21 protein-coding genes are annotated in these 22,887 nt (G+C 69.1%); 8 read left to right on the top strand and 13 right to left on the bottom strand.

Going from position 1 to position 22,887, the window contains the following annotated elements:
* Positions 1–10: 10 nt before the first annotated feature.
* From flgE to GGR66_RS08605, 5 genes are all read right to left on the bottom strand, one after another.
* On the bottom strand, positions 11–1,234 hold the full coding sequence (flgE, locus tag GGR66_RS08625) for a flagellar hook protein FlgE (RefSeq protein ID WP_160967497.1): 1,224 nt from the start codon (positions 1,232–1,234) through the stop codon (positions 11–13).
* A 30-nt stretch (positions 1,235–1,264) separates the two neighbouring features.
* Positions 1,265–1,942 carry a flagellar hook capping FlgD N-terminal domain-containing protein gene (locus tag GGR66_RS08620; RefSeq protein WP_160967495.1) on the bottom strand — a complete coding sequence of 226 codons (678 nt, stop codon included), beginning with the start codon at positions 1,940–1,942 and terminating at the stop codon, positions 1,265–1,267.
* A gap of 41 nt (positions 1,943–1,983) precedes the next feature.
* The gene (gene flgC / locus GGR66_RS08615; RefSeq protein ID WP_160967493.1) at positions 1,984–2,391 is read right to left on the bottom strand and encodes a flagellar basal body rod protein FlgC; all 408 of its coding nucleotides are present in this window, start codon (positions 2,389–2,391) and stop codon (positions 1,984–1,986) included.
* Positions 2,392–2,393: 2 nt separating this feature from the next.
* The gene (gene flgB, locus GGR66_RS08610; protein ID WP_160967491.1) at positions 2,394–2,792 is read right to left on the bottom strand and encodes a flagellar basal body rod protein FlgB; all 399 of its coding nucleotides are present in this window, start codon (positions 2,790–2,792) and stop codon (positions 2,394–2,396) included.
* A 154-nt stretch (positions 2,793–2,946) separates the two neighbouring features.
* Positions 2,947–3,894 (bottom strand): chemotaxis protein, encoded by a 948-nt coding sequence (locus GGR66_RS08605; RefSeq protein WP_160967489.1) that lies wholly within the window; start codon positions 3,892–3,894, stop codon positions 2,947–2,949.
* Positions 3,895–4,007: 113 nt separating this feature from the next.
* Here GGR66_RS08605 and flgA point away from each other — a divergent pair, with 113 nt between their 5' ends.
* The 4 genes from flgA to GGR66_RS08585 all read left to right on the top strand — a co-directional run bounded on the left by flgA (position 4,008) and on the right by GGR66_RS08585 (position 6,679).
* Positions 4,008–4,652: a flagellar basal body P-ring formation chaperone FlgA gene (flgA, locus tag GGR66_RS08600; protein ID WP_184447962.1), complete on the top strand. Its 645-nt coding sequence runs from the start codon at positions 4,008–4,010 to the stop codon at positions 4,650–4,652.
* 66 nt (positions 4,653–4,718) lie between these two features.
* Positions 4,719–5,036, top strand: a complete 318-nt coding sequence (gene flgM, locus GGR66_RS08595) for a flagellar biosynthesis anti-sigma factor FlgM (protein WP_160967582.1) — start codon at positions 4,719–4,721, stop codon at positions 5,034–5,036.
* A gap of 2 nt (positions 5,037–5,038) precedes the next feature.
* The gene (locus tag GGR66_RS08590; protein ID WP_167087820.1) at positions 5,039–5,377 is read left to right on the top strand and encodes a flagellar protein FlgN; all 339 of its coding nucleotides are present in this window, start codon (positions 5,039–5,041) and stop codon (positions 5,375–5,377) included.
* Between the two features lie 84 nt (positions 5,378–5,461).
* On the top strand, positions 5,462–6,679 hold the full coding sequence (locus GGR66_RS08585) for an ATP-binding protein (RefSeq protein WP_160967483.1): 1,218 nt from the start codon (positions 5,462–5,464) through the stop codon (positions 6,677–6,679).
* A gap of 141 nt (positions 6,680–6,820) precedes the next feature.
* Here the strand turns inward: GGR66_RS08585 and GGR66_RS08580 are convergent, their stop codons facing one another.
* The gene (locus GGR66_RS08580; protein ID WP_160960862.1) at positions 6,821–8,545 is read right to left on the bottom strand and encodes an EAL domain-containing protein; all 1,725 of its coding nucleotides are present in this window, start codon (positions 8,543–8,545) and stop codon (positions 6,821–6,823) included.
* 4 nt (positions 8,546–8,549) lie between these two features.
* The gene (locus tag GGR66_RS08575; protein WP_255421628.1) at positions 8,550–10,652 is read right to left on the bottom strand and encodes a PAS domain S-box protein; all 2,103 of its coding nucleotides are present in this window, start codon (positions 10,650–10,652) and stop codon (positions 8,550–8,552) included.
* A 163-nt stretch (positions 10,653–10,815) separates the two neighbouring features.
* On the opposite strand from GGR66_RS08575, the gene GGR66_RS08570 reads away from it, so the two are divergent.
* The 3 genes from GGR66_RS08570 (at position 10,816) to GGR66_RS08560 (ending at position 17,222) form a co-directional block, all read left to right on the top strand.
* Positions 10,816–13,605: a bifunctional diguanylate cyclase/phosphodiesterase gene (locus GGR66_RS08570; RefSeq protein WP_160967481.1), complete on the top strand. Its 2,790-nt coding sequence runs from the start codon at positions 10,816–10,818 to the stop codon at positions 13,603–13,605.
* A gap of 523 nt (positions 13,606–14,128) precedes the next feature.
* Positions 14,129–15,886, top strand: a complete 1,758-nt coding sequence (locus GGR66_RS08565) for an ABC transporter permease subunit (protein WP_184447961.1) — start codon at positions 14,129–14,131, stop codon at positions 15,884–15,886.
* Positions 15,887–15,902: 16 nt separating this feature from the next.
* Positions 15,903–17,222 carry a nitrate/sulfonate/bicarbonate ABC transporter ATP-binding protein gene (locus GGR66_RS08560; protein WP_184447960.1) on the top strand — a complete coding sequence of 440 codons (1,320 nt, stop codon included), beginning with the start codon at positions 15,903–15,905 and terminating at the stop codon, positions 17,220–17,222.
* A gap of 656 nt (positions 17,223–17,878) precedes the next feature.
* Here GGR66_RS08560 and GGR66_RS08555 read toward each other — a convergent pair.
* The 6 genes from GGR66_RS08555 to GGR66_RS08530 form a co-directional block, all read right to left on the bottom strand.
* Entirely contained in the window at positions 17,879–18,178 is a 300-nt protein-coding gene (locus GGR66_RS08555) for a hypothetical protein (protein ID WP_160967475.1), read from the bottom strand.
* 131 nt (positions 18,179–18,309) lie between these two features.
* On the bottom strand, positions 18,310–19,500 hold the full coding sequence (locus GGR66_RS08550; protein WP_160960851.1) for a methyl-accepting chemotaxis protein: 1,191 nt from the start codon (positions 19,498–19,500) through the stop codon (positions 18,310–18,312).
* Between the two features lie 163 nt (positions 19,501–19,663).
* Positions 19,664–20,278, bottom strand: a complete 615-nt coding sequence (gene hflD, locus GGR66_RS08545; RefSeq protein ID WP_160967473.1) for a high frequency lysogenization protein HflD — start codon at positions 20,276–20,278, stop codon at positions 19,664–19,666.
* Complete coding sequence (gene mnmA, locus GGR66_RS08540) at positions 20,275–21,417, bottom strand: tRNA 2-thiouridine(34) synthase MnmA (RefSeq protein WP_184447959.1); 1,143 nt, start codon at positions 21,415–21,417, stop codon at positions 20,275–20,277. Before mnmA ends, hflD begins: the two co-directional genes overlap by 4 nt.
* Complete coding sequence (locus GGR66_RS08535) at positions 21,414–21,872, bottom strand: NUDIX hydrolase (RefSeq protein WP_184447958.1); 459 nt, start codon at positions 21,870–21,872, stop codon at positions 21,414–21,416. The genes mnmA and GGR66_RS08535 overlap by 4 nt, the downstream gene beginning before the upstream one ends.
* Entirely contained in the window at positions 21,872–22,375 is a 504-nt protein-coding gene (locus tag GGR66_RS08530; RefSeq protein ID WP_184447957.1) for a hypothetical protein, read from the bottom strand. Before GGR66_RS08530 ends, GGR66_RS08535 begins: the two co-directional genes overlap by 1 nt.
* 76 nt (positions 22,376–22,451) lie before the next feature.
* Here GGR66_RS08530 and clpS point away from each other — a divergent pair, with 76 nt between their 5' ends.
* The gene (gene clpS, locus GGR66_RS08525) at positions 22,452–22,772 is read left to right on the top strand and encodes an ATP-dependent Clp protease adapter ClpS (RefSeq protein WP_019796528.1); all 321 of its coding nucleotides are present in this window, start codon (positions 22,452–22,454) and stop codon (positions 22,770–22,772) included.
* The last annotated feature ends 115 nt before the right edge of the window (positions 22,773–22,887 follow it).

Here is a 22,887-nt window from a genome sequence, read left to right as displayed (position 1 = left end):
AATCCCGGCCTTAACGCATATTGATGATCGTCTGCGTGACCTGATCCTGGGTCGAGATCACCTGCGAGTTGGCCTGGAAGTTGCGCTGGGCCACGATCATGTTGACCAGCTGCTCGGTCAGGTCGACGGTCGAGGATTCCAGCGCGCCGGACTGCACGCTGCCGAAGTCCGAGGTCGCCGGTGAGCCGGTCCGGGCCAGGCCCGAGGCCGAGCTTTCCGCCCAGGCGTTGTCGCCGAGCGAACTCAGGCCCTGCGGATTGACGAAGTTGGTCACCGCGATCTGGCCCAGCGCCTTGTCGGCGTTGTTGGAGTAGCGCGCGTAGACGATGCCTTTCTCGTCGATGCTGATCGAGTTGAGCTTGCCGCTGGCGTAGCCGTCCTGGGTCGAACCGCGCAGGGCGAAGGCCTCGCCGTACTGGGTCGACCCGAACACATTCAGGTTCAGCGACAGGGTGCCGGCACCGGTGCTGGGGGTGAAGGTGCCCAGCGCGATCTTGCCGTCAGGCGGGCTGACCAGCGCGCCGCTGTTGGAGAACTGCAGCGTGCTGGCACCGCCGGCGGCGACGCCGTCCACGTAGTTGTAGACGGTCCACTGGTTGGGCGTGGAGGTCTTGACGAAGTACGAGGTCTGCACGTGGGCCACGCCCAGCGAGTCGTACACCGTGGTGCCGCCGCTGGAGTTGTTGTAGCTGTTGGCGTCGTTCGGATCGAACGTGGCCACCGTCGGCGGCTGGGTGTTGCCGGGCAGGGTGAAGGTCAGGTTGACCGTACTGGTCTGCTTGGGCGGGCTGTCGGTGGTCAGCAGCTGCAGGTCGGTCAGGGTGCCGGCGGCGAAGCCGTTGCCGTTGCTGGCCGGCGGGAACACCTGCAGGCGGCCGCCCTGCGGATTGACCACGTAGCCGTTGGCGTCGGTCTGGAAGTTGCCGGCACGCGAGTACACGCGGGCACCGTTGTTGGACAGGGTGAAGAAGCCGGAACCGGAGATGGCCAGGTCCAGGCTGCGCCCGGTCGGATCGATGGTGCCCTGCGAGAACTGCTGGGCGACGTTGCTGACGCGCACGCCCGAACCCACCGCGTTGCGCGCCAGGCCGTAGCCGTTGAGCGTGAACTGGTCGGCGAACTCGGCGCGCGAGCCCTTGAAACCGGTGGTGTTGGCGTTGGCGATGTTGTTGGCGGTGACGTTGAGGTCGGTATTGGCCGCCCTGAGGCCTGACAGCGATGTATTGAAACCCATGGTGGACTCCTGTGGATGGTCGGCGTGGCGTTAGCTGACGCGGAGAACGTTGGTCAGCGGCGTGGTGCCGAGCCCGGTCAGATCGAGATAGATGCCGTCCGATCCGATGATGGCGCTCTCGACCGGCGCCTGGACGTAGGTGGACAGGGAGAGCTGGTTGCCCTTGGCGTCGGTCTGCCCGGCGGTGATGCTGTAGCTGCCGGCCGGCATGCGCTTGCCGCTGGCGTCGGTGCCGTCCCAGGCGAAATCGAGCTGGCCGGCCTTGTCGGCGGTCAGGCTGATCTTCTTGATCGGCTGGCCGTTGGCATCGCTGACGGTGACGTCGACCACGCCTGCGTCCTTGGCCGCCACCAGGCCGCCGGTGCTGCCTTCGGCGCCCAGCGGCAGCGAGGCCGACGGCACCAGCACCTTGTGGCCGATCAGGTTGGCGCCGCGCAATACCTGGTCGGTGCTCATCGACGAGGACAGCGCGGTCACGGTCTTGTTGAGGTCGCCGATGCCCTGCACGGTGGACAGCTGCGCCATCTGCGCGACCATCTGGCTGTTGTCCATCGGCTTGAGCGGATCCTGGTGCTGCAGCTGTTCGGTCATCAGCTTCAGGAAGTCGGCCTGCTGCAGCGCCTTGCCGCTGGTGGTGCTGGTATTGCTCGAGGCGCTCAGGCCAAGACTGGAATAGGTGGTGTCGGTGGAACTGGTGACGCTGGTCATGGAGGCGGTCCTGGAACGTGAGACGGCGGAAGGAGGGCGGCTCAGCGGCCCATGGTCAGAGTGGCCAGCGCCAGTTCCTTGGCAGTGTTGAGAACCTCCACGCCGGCCTGGTAATTGCGCGAGGCGGAGATCAGGTTGACCATCTGCGAGACCGGGTCCACATCGGGCGAATAGATGTAGCCCTCGGAATCGGCGAGCGGATGGCCGGGTTCGTAGCGCTTGATCGGCGGCGCGTTGGTCTGGGCGATTTCCTTGACGTTGACCGAGGTCAGGCTGCTGTCGTGCGGGTTGCGCACCGCCTGGAAGATCGGCTCGATCGGCTTGTAGGCCGCTTCCGCCGAACCGGCCACCGAATCGGCGTTGGACAGGTTGCTGGCGATGGTGCTCATGCGCACCGACTGCGCCTTGAGCGCGGAGCCGGCGACGTCGAAGATCGGCAGGTTGCTCATGCTTATTGGCCCGTGATCGCGGTGAGCATGTTGCGCACCTTGGATTCGATGAAGCTCAGCGAGGCGCGGTACTCCAGCGCGGCGCGGCCGTAGGCGGCGCGTTCGGCATCCGGATCGACGGTGTTGCCGTCCAGGCTCGGCTGGCTGGCGAAGCGGGTGACCTGGAACGGGTTCAGGCCGTCGCCGCCGACGGCGATATGGCGGCTGTCGTCGACCGCGAGCTGGGTGCCTTCGCGTTGTCCCTGTGCGGCACGCATCGCCGCGTCGAAATCCAGGTCCTGGGCCTTGTACCCGGGCGTGTCGACGTTGCTGAGGTTGCTGGCGATCAGCTTCATGCGCTGCTCGCGCAGCGGCAGGGCGTCGCCATGGACGCCGAAGTAGGCTGTGATCGGATTGGACATGGCACGATCCCGCGGTTCGTTGCCGTAACCACAGGCAAGGCCCGTGCCAAAGTCGGGTGCCGGGCCCGTGCGATCAGGGTTCGGCCGCGGGACGCCGGAAGCGTCCGCTGTCTTTAATATGCCGTCAGGCAGGCCGCGCGGCGCGGCGCCCGGGTCAGGCCGCCTGTGCGGCCGCGGCGACGACCCGCAGCCGGGTCAGCACGTACTCGGCCAACTCGTTGGGGCTGTACTTGGCCACGAAGGCGTTGGCGCCCACGCGCTCGACCATCGCATTGTTGAACACGCCCGACAGCGAGGTATGCAACAGCACGTACAGGCCGGCCAGGCCTGGATGGCGGCGGATTTCCGTCGTCAGCGTATAGCCGTCCATCGCCGGCATCTCGATGTCCGAGATCACCATGGCGTAGCGTTCGGCCGGATTCTCGCCGGCCGCATGGATCTGCAAGAGATGGTCCAGGGCCTGGCGACCATCCGAGAGCAGGGTCGCGGCGACCCCGAGCTGGTCCAGCACGCTGCGGATCTGCTGCCGCGCCACCCGCGAGTCGTCCACCACCAGTACCTGCAACTGCGGGCCGGTGAGGGCCAGCGACGGGTCCAGGTTGGCCTCGACCCGGGTCTGGGCGATGTCGGCCAGCACGCTTTCCACGTCGATCACCTGGATCAGCTCGCCCTGGAAGCGGGTCACCGCGGTCAGGTAGCTGGACTCGGCGCCCAGTTCCGGCGGCGGATGGATGTCCTCCACCGCGATGTTGACGATGCGCTCCACGCCGCTGACCAGGAAGCCCTGGACCGACCGGTTGAACTCGGTCACCACCAGATAGGCTGGCGCGGTATCCGCGTTCGGCTCGCGCTCCGGGTGGCCGATGGCCAGGCCCAGGTCGAGCACCGGTACCGAGCGCCCGCGCACGTCGGCGACGCCGGAGAATTGCAGTGGCAGCCCGGGCACCTGGAACAACTCCGGCCGGCGCAGCACTTCCTGCACCTTGAAGACGTTCACGCCAAAAAGCTGACGACCGCCCAGCCGGAACAGCAGCAGGGCAAGCCGGTTGTGGCCCGCCAAGCGGGTGCGCTGGTCGATTCGGTTGAGAAGGTCATGACTCATGGCGTTCATATCGGCGCCTGCGCGGCGGAACTTGAGGGCGCGGTGCGGATCGGGCGTGCTGTTTGCGGCACGGCCTTTGCATGGTGTCGGCGACCTTTCCGAGAGAGACGGCCATGCGCCCGATCCTATTGCTGGTCCTGCTGGCGGCGACGCCGGCCTGGGCCGCGGACTTCCAGTCGGTGGACTCGATCCGTGCCGCGGCGCTGTCCCTGGCCGGCGCCGACGCCGATGCCGAGGCGACCCTGGACCCGTCGGTGCGGGTGCCGCTGTGCCCGGTGCCGTTGCAGGCCCAGCCGACCGGTACCACGACCGTGGAAGTGAGCTGCCCGCGCGAGACCGGCTGGCGGCTGTTCGTGCCGGTCAAGGTGCGGCGCATGCAGCACGTGCTGGTGCTGGCGCGCGGCCTGTCCGCTGGAGAAACCATTGGCGCGGCCGATATCGTTCCCGAGAAGCGCGACGCGGCACGCATCGTCGGCGCCGCGATGACCGAGCCGGAGATGGCGATCGGCAAGGTGGCGCGGCGCACCCTGCCGGCCGGCACCTTGTTGTCCGCCACCGACCTGGTCGCGCCGCGGCTGGTCCGGCGCGGCGACAATGTGGCGCTCGTGGCACGCAGCGGCGGTCTGGAAGTGCGGATGGCCGGGCGCGCACTGGGCGATGCGGGCGAAAACGAGCGGGTGACCGTCGAAAACCTGTCGTCCCGGCGTATCGTTCAGGGAACTGTGTCACAAAATGGCGACGTTTTAGTGACGCGCTAAGAATCCGGCTAAAGTTCTCCGACGCTGTGCCGTTACCTACACCGAACCCGTAACAGGATGTCCGTCATGACCCAGAAAATTGAAGGGAATTTGCCGAGCCCGGCCACCCTTCGCACGTCGTCCGTCTCGACCAAGGCCGCCTCCGGCGCGTCCGAGGAAGGCAAGGACCGTGCGGTCGGTGCGGCCGCTGCAACCGATAGCCTGCGCCTGACCGGCGAGGCCTCCGGCCTGCAGACCCTACAACGCCAACTGTCGGCCGCGCCGGCGGTGGACAGCAGCCGCGTCGATGCGGTGCGCAGTGCGCTGCAGAACGGCAGCTACAAGATCAACCCCGACGCGATCGCCAGCCGCATGATCGATATGGATCGGCAACTCGGCGCATGAACATGTCCGTGACCAACCTCCTGCAGCAGCTCAGCGACGCGCTCGCCGGCGAGCGCCAGGCCTTGTTGGATCACAACGTGGAAGGCCTCATGCAGGCGACCAGCGCCAAGCTGGCGGCACTGCGCGCACTGGAGGCCGATGTGCCCGCCGGCGCCGAGGCCGAGTTGCGCCTGCGCGAGCTGGCCGACGCCAACCGCGCCAACGGCGCGCTGCTGTCGCGGCGACGACGCGAGGTCAACTGGGCATTGCGCCACCTCGGCCGCAGCGAGAGCGCGTCGTCCTACGACGCCAACGGCCAGTCCAGCACGCCGCTCTCCCAGCGTCCCCTGGCAGTCGCGTAAGCCGCAGCGCGTCCCAACGCGGGTCGCGCATCCGCCGGCGCCAACGGCGTATATTGGGCATCCATCGATCGCCCGCGGCCTGTCGTGAATTTCGCCGAAATCAATCCCAACCAACCGCTTGTCCTGCCCTCGCGCGAGCACCTGCTCGCGCTGAGCGAACTGTTGTACGAAGGCGTGGTGCTGTTCCGTGCCGACGGGCAACTGCTGCTGGCCAACAGCGCCGCGCGCCGCCATCTTTCCGGCACCGACGCCGGCCTGGCTGCGCACCTGGCGCAGTGGCTGCCGAGCGATGCGCTGTCGCAGGCGCGCAGCAGCGGCCGCTGGAGCGGGAGCCTGCCGACCGAACACCACGTGGTGCTGGCGCATCTGTACTTCCATGCCGATGCGGACGGCGGCCATTACCTGATGCTGATCCAGGGCATCGAAGGCCAGCAGGACTACGAACAGGAACTGCAGCAGCGCCATGCCGAGCTGCGCCAGGCCTACCTGCGCCTCAACGGCGCTCAGGAAAAGCTGCTGCAGTCGGAGAAGATGGCCTCGATCGGCCAGCTCGCCGCCGGCGTCGCCCACGAGATCAACAATCCGATCGGCTATGTCCACTCCAATCTGGGCAGCCTGCAGGAGTATCTGCGCAGCCTGTTCACCCTGATCGAGGCCTACGAGCGCGCCCTGCGCGCGCCCGATCCGAAGGCGCTGATCCCGGAGATCGACGACATCCGCAACCGCTTCGACATCGACTTCATCAGCCGCGACCTGCCGCAGCTGATGGCCGAGTCGCGCGAAGGCATCGAGCGGGTCACCCGCATCGTCCGCGACCTCAAGGATTTCTCCTATTCCGGCCGCGAGGAGTCGTGGAAGCTGGTGGACCTGCACTCGGGTCTGGAATCCACCATCAACATCATCTGGAACGAGCTCAAGTACAAGGTCACCCTGGAGCGCCACTACGGCAACCTGCCGCTGGTGGAGTGCCTGCCGTCCGAACTCAACCAGGTGTACATGAACCTGCTGCTCAACGCCGGCCAGGCGATCGGCGAGCGCGGCACCATCGTGGTCAGCACCGGCCAGGACGGCGAAGAGGTGTGGATCGAGTTCAAGGACTCCGGCGCCGGCATTCCGGCGGACCTGCTACAGCGCATCTTCGACCCGTTCTTCACCACCAAGCCGGTCGGCAGCGGCACCGGCCTGGGCCTGTCGATCTCCTACGGCATCATCAACAAGCACCACGGCCGCATCGATGTCAGCAGCACCGTGGGCGACGGCTCGACGTTCCGGATCGTGATTCCGGTGAGGCAGCCGAAGTAGCTGAGAGGCTGGGATTCGGGAGTGGGGATTCGGGATTGGCAAAAGCGCTTTTGCGTTTGCTGTTCCCATCCGCGCGTGTCAATGAAATGCCGACACCGCGCTTTTACGAATCCCCAATCCCCAATGCCCAATCCCCGCCCCTCAGGGGCCCGCATCCCGTCGCTGTTCGTCGTGCGTGCGGAAGGCCTGGCGGATGTGTTCGCGCAGTTCGTCGTCGTTCCACGGCTTGGTCAGGAAGCGGTAGATCGCGCCACGGTTGATCGCGTCGGTGACGGTGGCCAGGTCGGTGTAGCCGGACAGGACCAGGCGGATGGTGTCGGGGTAGAGCATCTTCACCCGGCCCAGGAACTCGGTGCCGCTCATGTCGGACATGCGCTGGTCGGACAGGATCACCTGCACGTCGTTGGTGGCGAGCAGGTCGAAGGCGTCGCGGACGTTGCCGGCGGCGAGGATGCGGTAGCCATCGCGGCGGAACAGCCGTACAAGCGAGCGCAGCACGTTCTCCTCGTCGTCGAGCAGTAGCAGGGTGCGGTCCGGGCGGGTTTCGGTGAACGATTCCGGGCGCAGGTAGCGCCGGCGCAGCGCCATGCCCGCGGCTTCGGCGGACATCGGTTCGCCGAACAGGTAGCCCTGGAAGATGTCGCAGTCGTTGCGGCGCAGGAAACCCAGCTGCGCCTGCGATTCGACGCCGTTGGCGATCACCACCATGCCAAGTTGGTGGCCCATGGCGATGATCGCGCGGGCGATCGCCGCCTCGCGGTTGCCGGCCGGTGCGCTCTTGATGAAGCTGCGGTCGATCTTCAGCTTGTCCACCGGGTAGCGCACCAGCGCGCTGAGGCTGGAGTCGCCGGTGCCGAAGTTGTCCAGGCTCAGGCTGATGCCTTCGCGGCACAGGTTGGCCAGGGTCTCGTGGACGAAGTTGACGTTGTTGGTCAGCGCGCTTTCGTTGATCTCCAGCACCATCATCTGCGGCGGCACCCCGGCCGCCTGCAGCGCCGACATCACTTCGTTGAAGAAGGTCGGGCGCAGCAGCTGCAGGGTGGAGACGTTGACCGCGATGGTGAAGTCGTCGAAGCCCTGGTCGCGCCATAGCCGCGCCTGGCGCAACGCGCCCTCCATCACCCAGGTGCCGATCTGCACGATCACGCCCAGGCGCTCGGCGGTACGCATGAAGCGCTCCGGCACCAGGATGCCCAGGGTCGGCGACTGCCAGCGCAGCAGCGATTCCATGCCGACCACGCGTCCGTCGCGGGCGCTGACCATCGGTTGGTAGCGCAGGCGCAGCTCGCCGTTGGGAATGGCGTCGACGATCTGCCGCGAGATGATGCTCTCGCTGTGCGCGCTGGGCGGGCCGTCGGCGGCATACAGGCGCACCAGGTTGCCGCCTTCGCGCGCGGCCTGGTAGACCGCGTCCTCGGCGAAGTCGAGCAGGGTCGACAGGCGCGTGGAATGCTCCGGGCACAGGCTCACGCCGATCTTGCCGGTCATGAACAGGGTGTACGGCAGCACCGACAGCGGCAGCTCGATCTGCTGCCGGATCTCCTCGGCGAAGGCTTCCGGTGGCGGCACGTCGGCGGTGCGCGGCACCGCCATCACCAGTTCGTCGCTGCCGTGGCGCCACAGCAGGCCGCGGCCGCGCAAGTGCGCCTGCAGCCGGTGCGCCAGCAGCGCCAGCGCCTGGTCGCCGACCTCCGGGCTCATGTTCTCGTTGATCGAGGCGAAGTGGTCGATGTCGATGTGCAGCAGCATCACCCCCGGCCCACCGGCCAAGGCCTCGGCGATCATGCCGGTCAGGGCGGGATGGCCCGCACCCAGGCGCGACGGCAGTTCGTCGTCCACGGGTACGGCGCTGGCGGGATTCCACATCGGCTCAGGTTCCAGGCGGGGGCGACGGCGCTGCCGCGGTGGTGTAGGGCAGGCACAGCGAGACCCGGGTTCCAGCGCCGGGCGCGGTGTCGATCTGCAGGGTACCGCCGGCGCTCTGCGCGCGCTCGCGCATCACGATCAGGCCCAGGCCGCGCGGGCCGGCCGGATCGAAGCCGTCGCCATCGTCGACCACTTCCAGGCGAAGGCGCTGGCGTTCCTCGTCGCCAAGGGTCATCCGCACTTCGCCGGCGCTGGCGTGGCGCAGCACGTTGGTCAGGCTCTCCTGGGCGATGCGGAAACAGGCCTGTTCGACCTCGCCGCTGGGGCGCTCGGGCAGGGCGGCGATGTCCAGGTGCAGGCGCACCGGCGAGGCGCGGAACAGCATGCCGGCCTGCCAGCGCAGCGCCGCTTCCAGGCCCAGCGCGTCCAGCTGCGGCGGCCGCAGCAGGGTGGAGAGGTTGCGCAGCTTGGTGATGCTGCTGTCGGCCAGGTTCACGATCTCGCTCAGGTCCTCGCGCCGGCGCTCGGCGTCGGTCTCGTCCAATGCGGCATGCGCGGACAGCTTCATCGCGGTGATCGCCTGGCCGATGTCGTCGTGCAGGTCGCGCGAGATCGCGCGGCGCTCGTCTTCCTGCAGCGAGAACAGGCGCCGCGCCATTGCCTGCAGCTCGCGGTTGCTCTGCGCCAGCGCATCGCGCATGCGCTCCGGTTCGCTGAGGTCGCGCACGATCAACAGCTTGCAGTCGCGGCCGCTGTAGCGGACGTTGCCGAACGACAGCCCGGCGTGGAACAGCGAGCCGTCGCGGCGGCACATGCGCGCGGTGGCACCGCGTTCGCCCTTGGCGCCGGCCGCGCCCATCCGCTGCCGCACGAGCGGCAGATCGGCGCTGTCGACCAGGCCCTGCAGCGGCTCGCCGAGCAGGTTCTCGCCCTCGAAGCCGAACTGTCCGGCGCAGGCGGCGTTGGCGTACAGCACGTGTTCCTGGTGCAGGATCGCCACCCCGTCCGGCAGCACCCGCACCAGTTCCCGGAACTGCTCCTCGCGCTCGTGCAGCAGGCGCCGCGAGCGCTCGTGCTCGGTCACGTCTTGCAGGGTGCCGTGCACGCAGGCGCTGCCCTCGTCGTCGCTGGACGATTCGGCGCGCAGGTGCAGCATGCGCGCCTGGCCGTCGGCGGCCAGCACCGGCAGCAGCATGTCCAGTTGCAGCGGCGCGCTGCCGCACAGGTCCTCGATCACCCGCTGGATACGCGCCTGCGACGGCACGTCAGGCGGCACCAGCAGCTCTTCCAGGCGGTGCTGGCGCGGCTGTTCCGGCACGCGCCGGCCGAGCATGCGGTAGACCTGCTCGGAATAGCTGCCCAGGCCGCTGGCCCGGTCCAGTTGCCACGAACCCAACCGCGCGATCGACTGCGCCTCCTGCAGATGCTGCAGGGCCTGGTCGCGGCGGCGCTGCGCGTCGTACTCGGCGCTGCGGTCGCTGATCACCACCAGCCGCGCCTGCCGGCCGTGGTAGTCCAGGCTGGTGCTGCGCGCCTCGGCCATGCACTGGCTGCCGTCGCGCAGGCGCAGCGGCTCGGCCACCACGCAGGTCTTGGACGGCGTCTGCCGGATCGTCTCGATCACCTCGGCCAGGCGGGCGCTGGCACTGGGCGGCCACAGCCGGGCCAGCTCCAGGCCGACGAACTCGTCGTGCGACCAGCCGAAGAAGGCGACCGCCGCCGGGTTCACGTCGAGGATGCGCAGGCCTTCCAGGTCGTAGACCAGCATCGGGCTGGGATTGGCGTGGAACATCTGCCGGTAGCCGGCCTCCGACAGCGCCAGCCGGGTGTGCGCCTGCACCGCGGCGCGCACCAGCGGGCGCAGCAGGTAGTAGAGGGCAACCGCGGTCAGCGCCAGGAACAGGGCGTCGTTGACCAGCTGAAGAGCGACCAACGTGCCGCGATCGTCTACGAAGTGCACCAGAACCAGGTCGCTGCCGATCGACAGCGCCAGCCCCAGCAGCACGTACAGCAACACCACGCGCCAGATGCCGCGGTCCAGGCGTTGCGCCAGGCGCATGCCGGAGGTCGCCTGGGTGGGCAAGGCACTGTCGCGTTGTGGTTGCATGCCCCGGCAGCCTGCTGCGGTGATCCGTGTCCGGCGGACATCTTAGCCGCTGACGGCCGCCGCGGCCCATCGCCGGGCAGTGTCGGCGCTCAATTAATGCCAGCGGATGCCGTTATCACCTTCGACCGCTGGCCTTCAGGGCGGCGAAACGGAGTATCTCGGCGTGGATCAAGGCGTCATCGCAAGCTTGCTGCAGCACCCGCTCACCTCGGCGCTCGTCCTGCTGGACGCCGATGGCAGGCCGCTGGCGGCGAACCGGGCAGCGCAGGCACTGGAGTTGCCGCGCACCGTGGAGGCGTACGCCGAGCTGCTGCGTGCGGCCCGCGAGCGCCTGCTTGGCGGCGAGACCATGCTGGCCTGCGCCTTGCCCGGCACCGCCGGGCGGCGCCTGGACGGCTGGCTGCGTGCGGTCCGCGACGACAGCGGCGGCCTGCTGGCCTACACCCTCAGCGTGCCCGAACCGGTCGGCAGCGACGGCGCCACCCGTTGGGAAATCGCCCTGGACAGCGCCGAGCACGGCCTGTGGGACTGGGACATCCCCAGCGACACCATTTTCCGCTCCGAACGCTGGAAACGCATGCTCGGCTACGGCGGCGATGCCCCGGCCGATGGCCTGAACGCGCTGCTGCCGCTGGTCCACAGCGACGACCAGGAGCGCCTGCGCCAGGCGATCCGCGCGCATTTCGAGGGCAGCACCGAAACCTATATGTGCGAGTTCCGCCTGCGCCGGCAGGACGGGCAGTGGCACTGGATCCTGGACCGCGGCCGGATCGTCGCGCGCACCGCCGACGGCAGCCCGCTGCGCATGATCGGCACGCACACCGACATCCACGAGCAGAAGCTGCTCGAGCAGCGCCTGCGCGACCAGCAGACCCTGCTGCGCGAGGCGCAGCGCATGACCCGCATGGGCAGCTGGTCCTGGGATCCGCTGAATGACCGGGTGTGGTGCTCGCGCGAGTTCCTGCGCGTCACCGGCCTGGACGAACAGCAGACGCCGAGCAGCCGCGGCTGGCTGCGCCTGCTCAGCCGCGATTCGATGGCGCAGCTGATCTCGATCTGGCGGCGCATGGCGCGCGAGGCCAAGCCGGCCAATTTCGAGGTCGAGCTGTTGCGCGGCAGCGAGTCGCCGCTGCACCTGCGGGTGTGGGCGCAGCCGCAGGTGGAGGCCGACGGCCGCGTCCAGCGCGTGCTGGGCCAGGTGCAGAACATCACCGAGCAGCGCCAGACCGACGCGCTGATCCGCTGGCGCACCGAACTGCTCAACCGGGTCTCGGCGCTGGGCAAGATCGGCGGCTGCGAGATCGAGGTCGGCACCCGGCGCATGCAGTGGACCGAGGAGTGCTATCGCATCCATGGCCTGCGCAAGGAGGCCATCGATCTGGATCACGCGTTGGCGCTGTACACCCAGGACTCGCGCGATGCGTTCGAGTCGGCGCTGGCGCGCATCGCCGAGGGTGGCCTGCCGGAGCAGCTGGACCTGTGCTTCCACCGCCCGTCCGGGCAGCGCATCTGGGTGCAGGTGCTGATCGAACTGGACGAGCGCGATGGTCTGCCGCCGCGCTTCGTGGTGCTGTTCCGCGACATCACCCGTGAACGCGAGGCCAGCGAGCGCATCGAGCTGCTGGCCCACTACGACCTGCTGACCGGCCTGCCGAACCGGCAGCTGCTGCGCGAGCAGGCCGAGAAGGCGATGCACGATTCGGTGGAGCGCGGCACCACGCTGGCGATGCTGTTCGTCGACCTGGACGGCTTCAAGAGCATCAACGATTCCTTCGGCCACGCCACCGGCGACGCACTGCTGAAGCTGGCGGCCACCCGCATGCATCAGCAACTGCGCACCAGCGACCTTTTCGGCCGCTTCAGCGGCGACGAATTCGTGGTGGTGCTGCGCGACCTGGCCGAGCCCGGCGACGCCGGGCACGTGGCGCGCAAGCTGATCGCGGCGCTGGCCGAACCGCTGCACAGCGGCGAGAACGTGATCAAGATCGGCGCCAGCATCGGCATCGCGCTGATGGAGGAGGGGCGCCAGGACTTCGACGGCCTGCTGCGCGCGGCCGATGCGGCGATGTACGCGGCCAAGGAGTCCGGACGCAACACCTGCCACTACTACAGCCAGGACGTGCTGCTGCGTGCGCAGCGGCGCCTGGAGATCGAGCACGCCCTGCACGGCGCGCTGGACCGCGAGGAGTTCTCGCTGGTGTACCAGCCGCTGGTGCATGCGGCGGGCGAGCGGGCCCCGGCGGTGGAAGCGCTGCTGCGCTGGCATCGCCCCGGCCATGGCCACTGCAATCCGGCCGAGTTCATTCCGATTGCCGAGGAGTGCGGCGAGATCGTGCGCCTGGGCGACTGGGTGATCGGCGAGGCCTGCCGCCAGGCCGCGGCCTGGGATGCGGCGGGGCTGAGCTTCGACCGCGTCTCGGTGAACGTCTCGGCGATGCAGTTGCGCGACCGCGGCTTCGCCGAGCGGGTGATCGAGCTGTGCCAGCGCAACGGCTGGTCGCCGAAGCGGCTGGAGCTGGAGCTGACCGAGTCGGCGCTGATCCGCGACAGCGAATCGCTGCGCCGCTGCTTCGAACTGTTCGAACAGGAAGGCGTGCTGCTGGCGGTGGACGATTTCGGTACCGGCTTCTCCAACCTGCATTACCTCAACCGCTTCCCGGTGCAGCGCCTGAAGATCGACCGCAGCTTCGTGCAGGACATGCTGCACGACACTGGCACTGCCAAGGTCACCCAGGCGATCGTGCAGCTCGGCCACGCGCTGGGCATGCAGGTGGTGGCCGAGGGCGTGGAAACCGTGCAGGAAGAGGCGCTGTTGCGCGAGCAGGGCTGCGACGAGATCCAGGGCTATCTGCACTCGCGGCCGCTGCCGCCGCGCGAACTGGCGGCCTGGTTGCGCGCGCGCCAGCAGGTGGCGCCGGCGACGCATCCGCGGCTGGTGCTGGCTGCGCAGTGAATGCGGGGCGCCGCCTGCGCCGCGCGGACTTGCGGCGCCGCAGCAGCTGGCTATACTGCGCGCGCCCATCGTTTCCCGGCCAGAGGCCACCTTCCTTGGACAGTCATCCTAGACCGACGCTGCAGCGACAGAGCTGACAGGACCGCCACGGTCTGGGTCGTCCCAGATGGGTCCCGTCCGCTCAGGACGGGATCGTTCGCCAGCCCCTCGCGGCGCTGGCCTTGATTCCGATAGTGCGCAAGCCCGATCCGCGAGGACTCCGAGCGTAGCCCCTGGCGTTTCCCGTCGTCGGAGCCGCCCATGCGCCTGTCATCGCCCTCGTCCCTGATTCGTTCGTCGCTGCGCGGTTGCGTGGCGCGGCGACGGCGTGCGTGTGCCATCCAGCCGGTGCATGCCCACGCGGCCGGCAGCGGCTGACGCACGGCGTACATCTTCCCCGGTCACACTGGGCGGTCCGCTTCGCGACCCGCGCCAGCGTCCTTTTTCCTTGCGGCGTCCGCTGCCGCTCCTGCCGGATCTTCCCATGCTGCCATTCGCTCGCGACCGCTCCGCGCCCGGACAGCTCGCCGCACGCCCCGGCGTGCTGCCCAACCTGCACGATCTGGCGGTGTTCGCGCTGCTGCTGGGCCTGGGCGCGCTGCTGCTGCACGGCGCGTCCGACATGCGCGCGCCGCTGCCGCCGGCAGGCACCGCCGCGGTGTCGCTGGATCTGTGGCAGCTGCCCGAATACGGCCTGCGCACCACCTTGCGCATGTTCGCGGCGATGGCCGCCTCGCTGGTGTTCACCTTCGTGGTGGCGACTCTGGCCGCCAAGAGCCGGCGCGCCGAGCGGGTGATCGTGCCGGCGCTGGACATCCTGCAGTCGGTGCCGGTGCTGGGCTTCCTCACCTTCACCGTGACCTTCTTCCTCGGCCTGTTCCCCGGCCGCCAGATCGGCGCCGAGCTGGCCTCGATCTTCGCCATCTTCACCAGCCAGGCCTGGAACATGGCGTTCTCGTTCTACCAGTCGCTGCGCAACGTGCCGCGCGACCTGGACGAGGTGTCGCGTGGCTTCGGGCTCAGCGCCTGGCAGCGTTTCTGGCGGCTGGAGGCGCCGTACGCCACGCCCTCGCTGATCTGGAACATGATGATGTCGATGTCCGGCGGCTGGTTCTTCGTGGTCGCCTCCGAGGCGATCAGCGTCGGCGACCACACCCTGGAACTGCCCGGCATCGGCTCGTACCTGGCGCTGGCGATCGGCCAGCGCAACTTCGCCGCGGTCGGCTGGGCGGTGGTGGCGATGGCCGTGCTGATCGCGCTGTACGACCAGTTGCTGTTCCGCCCGATCGTGGCCTGGTCGGACAAGTTCCGCGCCGAACTCACCGCCTCGCAGGACAAGCCGCAGTCGTGGCTGTACGACCTGCTGCGGCGCACGCGCCTGGCCAAGCGCCTGGTCGCACCGCTGGCCTGGATCTGGCAGCGCGCCATGCTGGTGCGCTGGACGCCGCGGCGCCAGCCGCAGCCCGTGGCGGCATCGCGCGCATCCGGCCGCAGCGGGGTCTGGGGCGATCGACTGTGGAGCGCGGCGCTGGCCGTCGCCGGTGCGGCCGCGGCCTGGTTCGCCTACGACTATGGCCGTCGCCATCTGGGCCTGCACGACCTGTCCGAGGCCTTCGGCGGCGGCCTGGCGACGTTGCTGCGGGTGGTGGTGCTGATCGCCCTGGCCAGCGTGGTGTGGGTGCCGATCGGGGTGTGGATCGGGCTGCGTCCGAAGGTGGCGCAGCGGGTGCAGCCGCTGGCGCAGTTCCTGGCCGCGTTCCCGGCCAACGTGTTGTTCCCGTTCGCGGTGCTGGCCATCGTCAGCACCGGCGCCGACCCCAACATCTGGCTGTCGCCGCTGATGATCCTCGGCACCCAGTGGTACATCCTGTTCAACGTGATCGCCGGCGCCAGCGCGTTCCCCACCGATCTGCGCGAGGCCGCGACCATCTACCACCTGCGCTCGTGGACCTGGTGGCGGCGGGTGATCCTGCCCGGCATCTTTCCGTACTACATCACCGGTGCGCTCACCGCGTCGGGCGGTTCCTGGAACGCCAGCATCGTGGCCGAGCTGGCCAGCTGGGGCCACACCCAGGTGCAGGCTTACGGCCTCGGCGCCTACATCGCCCGCGCCACCGCCGCCGGCGACGGCCCGCGGGTGCTGCTCGGGGTGGCGGTGATGTCGCTGTTCGTGACCCTCTTCAACCGCGCGGTCTGGCGACGCCTGTACGTCTTCGCCGAACGCCGCCTGCGTTTCGACTGATTCCTGGAGACCGACCATGAGCTATTCCGCAAGCGTGCCCGAGCGCGCCCCGCTGGTCCGCGTGCAGGGCGTGCGCAAGACCTACGACAAGGGCGGGGCGACGCCGCTGGTGGTACTGGAGGATGTCGACCTGACCCTGCACTCGGGGCAGATCGTGGGCCTGCTCGGCCGTTCCGGCTCGGGCAAGTCGACCCTGTTGCGCGCCATCGCCGGGCTGCTGCAGCCCAGCGCCGGCAGCATCGCCTTCCGCGACGCCGCGCCCGGCCAGGTTGCCGACGACATCGCCATGGTGTTCCAGAGCTTCGCCCTGTTCCCGTGGCTGACCGTGCTGCAGAACGTGGAAGTCGGCCTGGAGGCGCGCGGCGTGGCCGCCGACGAGCGCCGCCGGCGCGCCCTTGCGGCGATCGACCTGATCGGCCTGGACGGCTACGAGGGCGCCTATCCGAAGGAACTGTCCGGCGGCATGCGCCAGCGCGTGGGCCTGGCGCGGGCGCTGGTGGTGCGGCCGAAGCTGCTGCTGATGGACGAACCGTTCTCGGCGCTGGACGTGCTGACCGCCGAGACCCTGCGTACCGACCTGCTGGATCTGTGGTCGGAAGGGCGCATGCCGATCGAATCGATCCTGATGGTCACCCACAACATCGAAGAGGCGGTGTTGATGTGCGACCGCATCGTGATCTTCGGCGCCAACCCGGGGCGGGTGATCGGCGAGATCGAGGTGACCCTGCCGCAGCCGCGCAATCGCCTGGCACCGGCGTTCCGCGCCCTGGTCGACGACATCTACGCGCGCATGACCGCCAGCCCGCAGCGGCCACAGACCCGCGAAGGCGTGTTCCCGGGCAGCGGCATCGCCATGGTGTTGCCGCGGGTCTCGAGCAACCTGATGGCCGGCCTGATCGAGGCGGTGGCGGCCGAGCCGTACCACGGCCGGGCCGACCTGCCGCCGCTGGCCGCCGGCCTGCAACTGGAAGTGGACGAACTGTTCCCGATCGCCGAGACCCTGCAACTGCTGCGCTTCGCCGTGTTCGAACAGGGCGACCTGCAGCTGACGCCGGCCGGGCAGCGCTTCGCCGAGCTGGGCACCGATGCGCGCAAGCAGCTGTTCGCCCAGCACCTGGCCACCTACGTGCCGTTGGCCGCGCACATCCGCCGCGTGCTCGACGAACGCCCCGCACATCACGCGCCGGCGCGCCGCTTCCGCGACGAGCTGGAAGACCACATGTCCGAGGCCTATGCGGCGGAGACGGTGCAGGCGGTCACCAGCTGGGCGCGCTACGCCGAGTATTTCGCCTACGACAAGCAGGCGGACCTGTTCTCGCTGGAGAATCCGAGCTGATCCGCCAGCGGTGTACGGCGTCGCGTAGAGCGGCTTCCGCCGCGACCCGACGCCCGACAGTGCGGAAGCGGCTTCAGGCACTGGCCCGGATGCGATGCCGGTCGATGTCGCATCTCTATCGCCGAATTCGCGCTTGCATCAACGATGCCGCGATCTGATCGCGGCCGTTGTGGCAGGGATTTGAATTCCGACTGCAAGCGCATCAACGCTACCGGAGGGCGTCACGCGTCGCGACTGAAGTCGCTCCCACAGGAGCGTTCCCGCGCTCCGGCGCTGAATTGCGTTGGAAGCTTTACCCACGACGCTGGATGCGATGTCGGTCGATGTCGCAGCTCGCCGCCGAATCCGCTTCTGGAACGACGATGTCGCGATCTGATCGGAGTAGGTGTGGGAGGAACTTCAGTCCCGACTGCAGGTGGCCGGCCGGGCACGTGTCGCTCGCTTGCCGCGACCAAACGGCATTGCGCATCGCTGCGTCTTGCCGTGGTCTAGCGAGACCAGACATCGCCTTGTAGGAGCCCGGACGATCGGCTCGGCCTCATGCGCCAAGCGAGATCCAACGCGATGAGGTTGGGTGAATCTTCTTGGCAGTGCTCCGAGCGCATGCCACGCACAGGCTGCGCGCGCCGCCCGCAAACGCAACCGCCGCGATCGACTCAGTCGCCGTCGTAGAGCGGGAAGTGCACCGGCGGCGCCGGGGTGCCGGCGGCGGCGACCGCGCTGCCGTTCAGGCCCATGTCCCAGGCCAGGCCGGCCCAGACCGGGTCGGCGATGCGCGCGTCCTGCTGCGTCGGTGTGTGCGCAATCAGCAACTGCCGCAGTTCGGCCTGGGCCAGGGTCTCCAGCCGCCGCAGCGCGTGGCCGGGCTGGCGCGGCGCGGTCACCGGCCGCGGGCCGGGATCGGCCACCGGCTCGGACGAGGACGCGTGTGCGCTGCTGCGTTCATCGCAGGACATGGCCGCAACTCGGGACAGGGACTGGAGAGGCATCGACATCGACGGGGCTGGACGGGAAGGGCAGAGACGACAAGCCCCGGCAGGGGCCGGGGACTCGTCGGTTCATGGCGCGGAGGACGACAAGGCGGGCTTTAGAACAGCTCGACAGTGCCGGCGCCCATGCTCTGCTGCGCCACCGGCTTGTGCGGCGGGCGCTCCCACTCGGTGCGCATGTCGCGCAGGCGGTTGCCGACCCGCTGCAGAGCGTCGATCAGTTCGTGGTCGAACACCCCGCCATTGCGGTGCAGCAGTTCCTGCAGCGCCACGGCCTCGCGGTTGATCGCGGTCAGGCGGTCCAGGTGGGTGTGCACGCCGCCCAGGGCCTGGGTCGCGATGTCCTCGAACTGCAGGGCGCGCACCGCTTCGGCGACGCTGCTGTCGATGGCGCGGCCGCACTCGGAGATCTCGCGCATGCCGTCGCCCAGCGAGTGGTTGATCGCGGCCACGTTGTCCAGCATCGCCGCGGCCTCGGCCCGCGCCTCGCGGGAGCGGTCCATGTCGCGCGATGCCATGTTCGAGACCGTCTCGCGGACCTTGGCGATGGCGTCCTTGGAGCTGTGCGCCAGCTTGCGGATCTGCTCGTTGAAGGTGGTCGAGCGCTCGGACAGGTTGCGCACCTCGTCGGCCACCACCGCGAAGCCGCGGCCCGCCTCGCCGGCACGCGCCGCTTCGATCGCCGCGTTCAGCGCCAGCAGGTTGGTCTGGTCGGCGATCGACTTGACGTCCTCCAGCAGGGCGAAGATGCCGTCCAGATGCTGGGACATGTCGTCGATGTAGTGCACCGTGGTGCTGCTCTGGCCGCTGACCTGCTCCAGTGCCTCCACCAGTTGCTCCATGCGCTGGCTGGCATGCTGGGCGAAGCGGGCCACGTCCACACCGGCACCGCCGTCTTCGCCGGCGCGGTCGACGATGCGGGCCAGCGCCACGCTCTGCTGCCGCGACTTGCGGTTCATTGCCTCGAAGCTGCCGCCCAGGCCGCTGACGGCTTGGCGGATCAGTTCGCGGGCACGTTCGATCTCGGAGCGGGAGCCCTCGATCTCGTTGCCGACGAAGCTGCGCAGCTCGTTCAGCAGGTGGTCCTGCTCGCGCATGACCTTGGCCTGCTCCGGCGAGCGCCGGGTCTGGCTGTACGCGGTCCAGCCGGCGAAGCCGAGCCAGCTCAGCGTCATGGTGGTGAGGATGGCCCAACGGACCGGGGCCGGCCAGTCGAAACCGGCGGCGATGGGGAACAGCAGCGTCAGGGCGAGCGGGGCGGCCAGACGGATCAGGAGGCGTGAGTACATGGACGTTCTCGGCAGATTCACGATTGCTGTATCGGCCGTCCCCCCCGGGTCTTTAGCAACGCCGTGAGCGGATCATCGAAACCTGCCGACATTCATACGATCGGCGTCGCAGAACGGCCGAGCGGGGCGCGCTGCATGGCCCCGCGCCGGTGCCCTCGCGGGCTCAGCCCAGCGCGCGGTCCACGGTGTCGCGCATGCGCCGCTTGGCCAGCAGGAAGTCCCACAGGCTGCCGCCCATCTGCCGCCACAGCACCGCCGCGCGCACCGCCGCCAGCAGCAGCGCGCGGATCTCGGCCACCACCCCGGCCTGGCCCAGGTAGTGCGGATTGCCTTGCACCATCACCCGGGGGCGCAGGTGGCTGATGGTGTCGGCATAGAGCTGGCCCAGCGCCGCGATCACCTCCGGGTGGGTGCTGTCGCCATGGCGCTCCAGCAGCGGCGCGATCCGGGCCAGGCCGGCGTCGACCTTGGCGTCGGTCTCGGCATCGCCGGCGAAGCGCCGCTCCAGCTGGATCACCGCCAGCGCCAGCCGCGGCAGCACCTCGTCCTGGCCCTGGTTGCGGAAGTAGTTGTGCAGCAGGCGCAGGCCTGGCGCCAGGTCGGCGCGGCGGCCGTACACCGCCTCGGGGCTGGGCGCGTCGATGCGGAACACGCTGTCGAGCAGGGTGCGCACCAGCGACGCCTCCGACTGGCCGGTCTCGGCGATGCGCCGCACCTGCTGCAGGGCCTGGGCCATGCCCGCCAGCGCCAGCATGCGCGCGTCCATGGAATCGGTCATCGAATCGTGTCCTCGTGTGCGGCGGGTGCCTGCTGCGCCAGGCGGCGCTCCAGCGGGGCATCGGTAGTGGCGATCACGGCGCCGCCCAGGCATTCCTCGCCCTGGTACAGCACCAGCGACTGCCCGGGGGTGACGGCGCGCTGCGGGCGCGCGAAGCGCACCGACAGGGTACCGTCGTCGCCGACCTCGACCGTGCAGGGCTCGTCGGCCTGGCGGTAGCGGGTCTGGGCGGTGCAGTCGAAGCGTCGTGCCGGCGGCGCGCCGGCGATCCAGTGCGCGGTCTCGGACTGCAGCCGGTTGGCCATCAGGTGGGGGCTGTCGCGGTCCTGGTCGACGTACAGCACGTTCCGGGCGACGTCCTTGCCGACCACGTACCACGGCGCCGCGGCGCGCCCGCGCACCCCGCCGATGTTCAGGCCCTCGCGCTGGCCCAGGGTGAAGTAGAACACCCCCGGATGCTCGGCCACGACATGCTCGTGCGGATCGCGGATCTCGCCGCGCCGGGCCGGCAGGTAACGCCCCAGGAATTCGCGGAAATCGCGTTCGCCGATGAAGCAGATGCCGGTGGAGTCCTTCTTGGCGTGGGTCGGCAGGCCGGCCTCGCGGGCGATGCGGCGCACCTGCTCCTTGGGCAGCTCGCCGACCGGGAACAGCGTCGCAGCCAGTTGCGCCTGGCCCAGCTGGTGCAGGAAGTAGCTCTGGTCCTTGTTGCGGTCCAGCCCACGCAGCAGCCGCCAGCGGCCGCCGACGCTGTCCACCCGCGCATAGTGGCCGGTGGCGATGCGTTCGGCGCCGAGTTCGCGTGCCGCGTCCAGGAAATGCTTGAACTTGACCTCGCGGTTGCACAGCACGTCCGGGTTTGGGGTGCGCCCGGCGGCGTATTCGGCCAGGAAGTGTGCGAACACGCCTTGCCAGTACTCCTGCGAAAAATCGCGGAAATGGAACGGGATGCCGAGCCGCCCGCACACCGCCACCGCATCGCGGCGGTCGTCGTCGGCGCGGCAATCGCCGCTGCCGTCATCGGCCCAGTTCTGCATGAACAGCCCGGACACCGCGGCCCCCTGCTGGACCAGTTGCCAGGCCGCCACCGACGAATCCACGCCGCCGGAGACCCCGACCATGACCGTTGCGCCGCTCATGCCACCTGCCGCAACAGGTCCAGCGGGTAGCGGCGTCCGGCCAGGAAATCGGCCACCACCTGCCATACCAGCGGGCTGCGCCAGCGCGGCGCGGCGGCCTCCAGCTCGGCCAGGGTCATCCACAGCGCGCGCACGATGCCGGTGTCCAGCGGCCGCTGCGGATCGTGCGCGACCGGGTCGGCGGCGAAGGCGAAGCGCAGGTAGTGGCGGCCGTTGTCGGCCTTCCACTGGTAGGCGCCGATGAACGCGGTCGGCTGCACCTGCCAGCCGGTTTCCTCCAGCGTCTCGCGCACCGCGGCCTCGATCAGGCTCTCGTCCGGCTCCAGGTGGCCGGCCGGCTGGTTCAGCACCAGCGCACCGGCGATGGCTTCCTCCACCTGCAGCAAGCGCCCGTCGCGCACCACCACCGTGGCCACGGTCACGTCCGGCTGCCAGGGTTCTGCGGCCGCCGTCATCAGAACAGATCCTTGCCGCCGTTGAGTTCGGCGTCCATCGCGTCGGCGCCGCGTGCGGCCGCCTCCAGCGCCTCGCGCAGCGCCGTGTCGTCGGCATCGGCGGGGATCTTGACCACGAACACCGCGGTGCCGCCCTGGCGGACCCAGCCGCCGAGGATGTCCGACTGCGCATCCTCCAGCAGCCGGTTGGCGACCTTGGCGGGCAGGCTGTCGCCCTGGGCCTGGTAGGCCGGCGACCACACCTCGCGGATGCGGTAGCTGCCGAAGGTCTCCACCGGCGAGCGCACGTAGGTGAGCTGCTTGCGCTCACGGCCGTTGTCGCGCAGGCCGAACAGCACCTGGTAATCGCCGTCCTCGTCGGCCTGCACGTCGTAACCCAGCGCCTGCAGGCGCTTGCCCAGCGCCGCGTCCGGCGGCTCGGCGGCGGCTGGCAGGGCCACGGCGAGCAGCGCGGCGAGCAGCGGAACCTTGGGGAACATCGTCGAATGCATGCGAAGCGCCATCGAAAGGAGGGGAATTGTGCGGGCAGGGCCGGCGATCGTCCAATCCGGGCCGGCGGCCCCCGTATATAATGGGCGGATGCCCCGCAAGAATTCCCCCGAGCACGATCATGGCGTCATGGTGGAGACCGGCAAGCCGGAAATCGCCCGCCCGCCGATGTATCAGGTGCTGCTGCTGAACGACGACTACACCCCGATGGACTTCGTGGTGACCGTGCTGCAGCAGTTCTTCTCCCTGGACCTGGAGCGCGCCACCCAGGTGATGCTGCACGTCCATACCCGCGGCCGCGGGGTATGCGGGGTCTATACCCGCGAGGTGGCTGAATCCAAGGTGGCTCAGGTGAACGAGTTCTCGCGGATGAACCAGCACCCCCTGTTGTGCACGATGGAAAAAGCCTGATAGTGGGAGGCGTCGGTCACCGGTTTGCCCGGACTAACGCGGTGTGAACACACTGATCCGATAGGGTTGTGGAAATTCGCAACTCAAGCCACATATTGTTGGCAACAGACGTCGG

This window comes from Xanthomonas sp. 3498 (assembly GCF_014199795.1).
Taxonomy (GTDB): Bacteria; Pseudomonadota; Gammaproteobacteria; order Xanthomonadales; family Xanthomonadaceae; genus Xanthomonas_A; species Xanthomonas_A rydalmerensis.
The sequence above is the reverse complement of the archived record's forward strand: the minus strand, read 5'-3'. Positions and strand labels throughout refer to the sequence as shown.

Coding starts and splice junctions, on each gene's coding strand:
- GGR66_RS08575 (WP_255421628.1), bottom strand. CDS start 10,652: ATGCAACCACAACGCGACAGTGCCTTGCCCACCCAGGCGACCTCCGGC.
- GGR66_RS08605 (WP_160967489.1), bottom strand. CDS start 3,894: ATGAGTCATGACCTTCTCAACCGAATCGACCAGCGCACCCGCTTGGCG.
- GGR66_RS08550 (WP_160960851.1), bottom strand. CDS start 19,500: ATGTACTCACGCCTCCTGATCCGTCTGGCCGCCCCGCTCGCCCTGACG.
- flgM (WP_160967582.1), top strand. CDS start 4,719: ATGACCCAGAAAATTGAAGGGAATTTGCCGAGCCCGGCCACCCTTCGC.
- flgC (WP_160967493.1), bottom strand. CDS start 2,391: ATGAGCAACCTGCCGATCTTCGACGTCGCCGGCTCCGCGCTCAAGGCG.
- GGR66_RS08620 (WP_160967495.1), bottom strand. CDS start 1,942: ATGACCAGCGTCACCAGTTCCACCGACACCACCTATTCCAGTCTTGGC.
- flgA (WP_184447962.1), top strand. CDS start 4,008: ATGCGCCCGATCCTATTGCTGGTCCTGCTGGCGGCGACGCCGGCCTGG.
- clpS (WP_019796528.1), top strand. CDS start 22,452: ATGCCCCGCAAGAATTCCCCCGAGCACGATCATGGCGTCATGGTGGAG.
- GGR66_RS08530 (WP_184447957.1), bottom strand. CDS start 22,375: ATGGCGCTTCGCATGCATTCGACGATGTTCCCCAAGGTTCCGCTGCTC.
- GGR66_RS08560 (WP_184447960.1), top strand. CDS start 15,903: ATGAGCTATTCCGCAAGCGTGCCCGAGCGCGCCCCGCTGGTCCGCGTG.
- GGR66_RS08555 (WP_160967475.1), bottom strand. CDS start 18,178: ATGTCCTGCGATGAACGCAGCAGCGCACACGCGTCCTCGTCCGAGCCG.
- flgB (WP_160967491.1), bottom strand. CDS start 2,792: ATGTCCAATCCGATCACAGCCTACTTCGGCGTCCATGGCGACGCCCTG.
- GGR66_RS08580 (WP_160960862.1), bottom strand. CDS start 8,545: ATGTGGAATCCCGCCAGCGCCGTACCCGTGGACGACGAACTGCCGTCG.
- GGR66_RS08565 (WP_184447961.1), top strand. CDS start 14,129: ATGCTGCCATTCGCTCGCGACCGCTCCGCGCCCGGACAGCTCGCCGCA.
- flgE (WP_160967497.1), bottom strand. CDS start 1,234: ATGGGTTTCAATACATCGCTGTCAGGCCTCAGGGCGGCCAATACCGAC.
- GGR66_RS08590 (WP_167087820.1), top strand. CDS start 5,039: ATGTCCGTGACCAACCTCCTGCAGCAGCTCAGCGACGCGCTCGCCGGC.
- mnmA (WP_184447959.1), bottom strand. CDS start 21,417: ATGAGCGGCGCAACGGTCATGGTCGGGGTCTCCGGCGGCGTGGATTCG.
- hflD (WP_160967473.1), bottom strand. CDS start 20,278: ATGACCGATTCCATGGACGCGCGCATGCTGGCGCTGGCGGGCATGGCC.
- GGR66_RS08535 (WP_184447958.1), bottom strand. CDS start 21,872: ATGACGGCGGCCGCAGAACCCTGGCAGCCGGACGTGACCGTGGCCACG.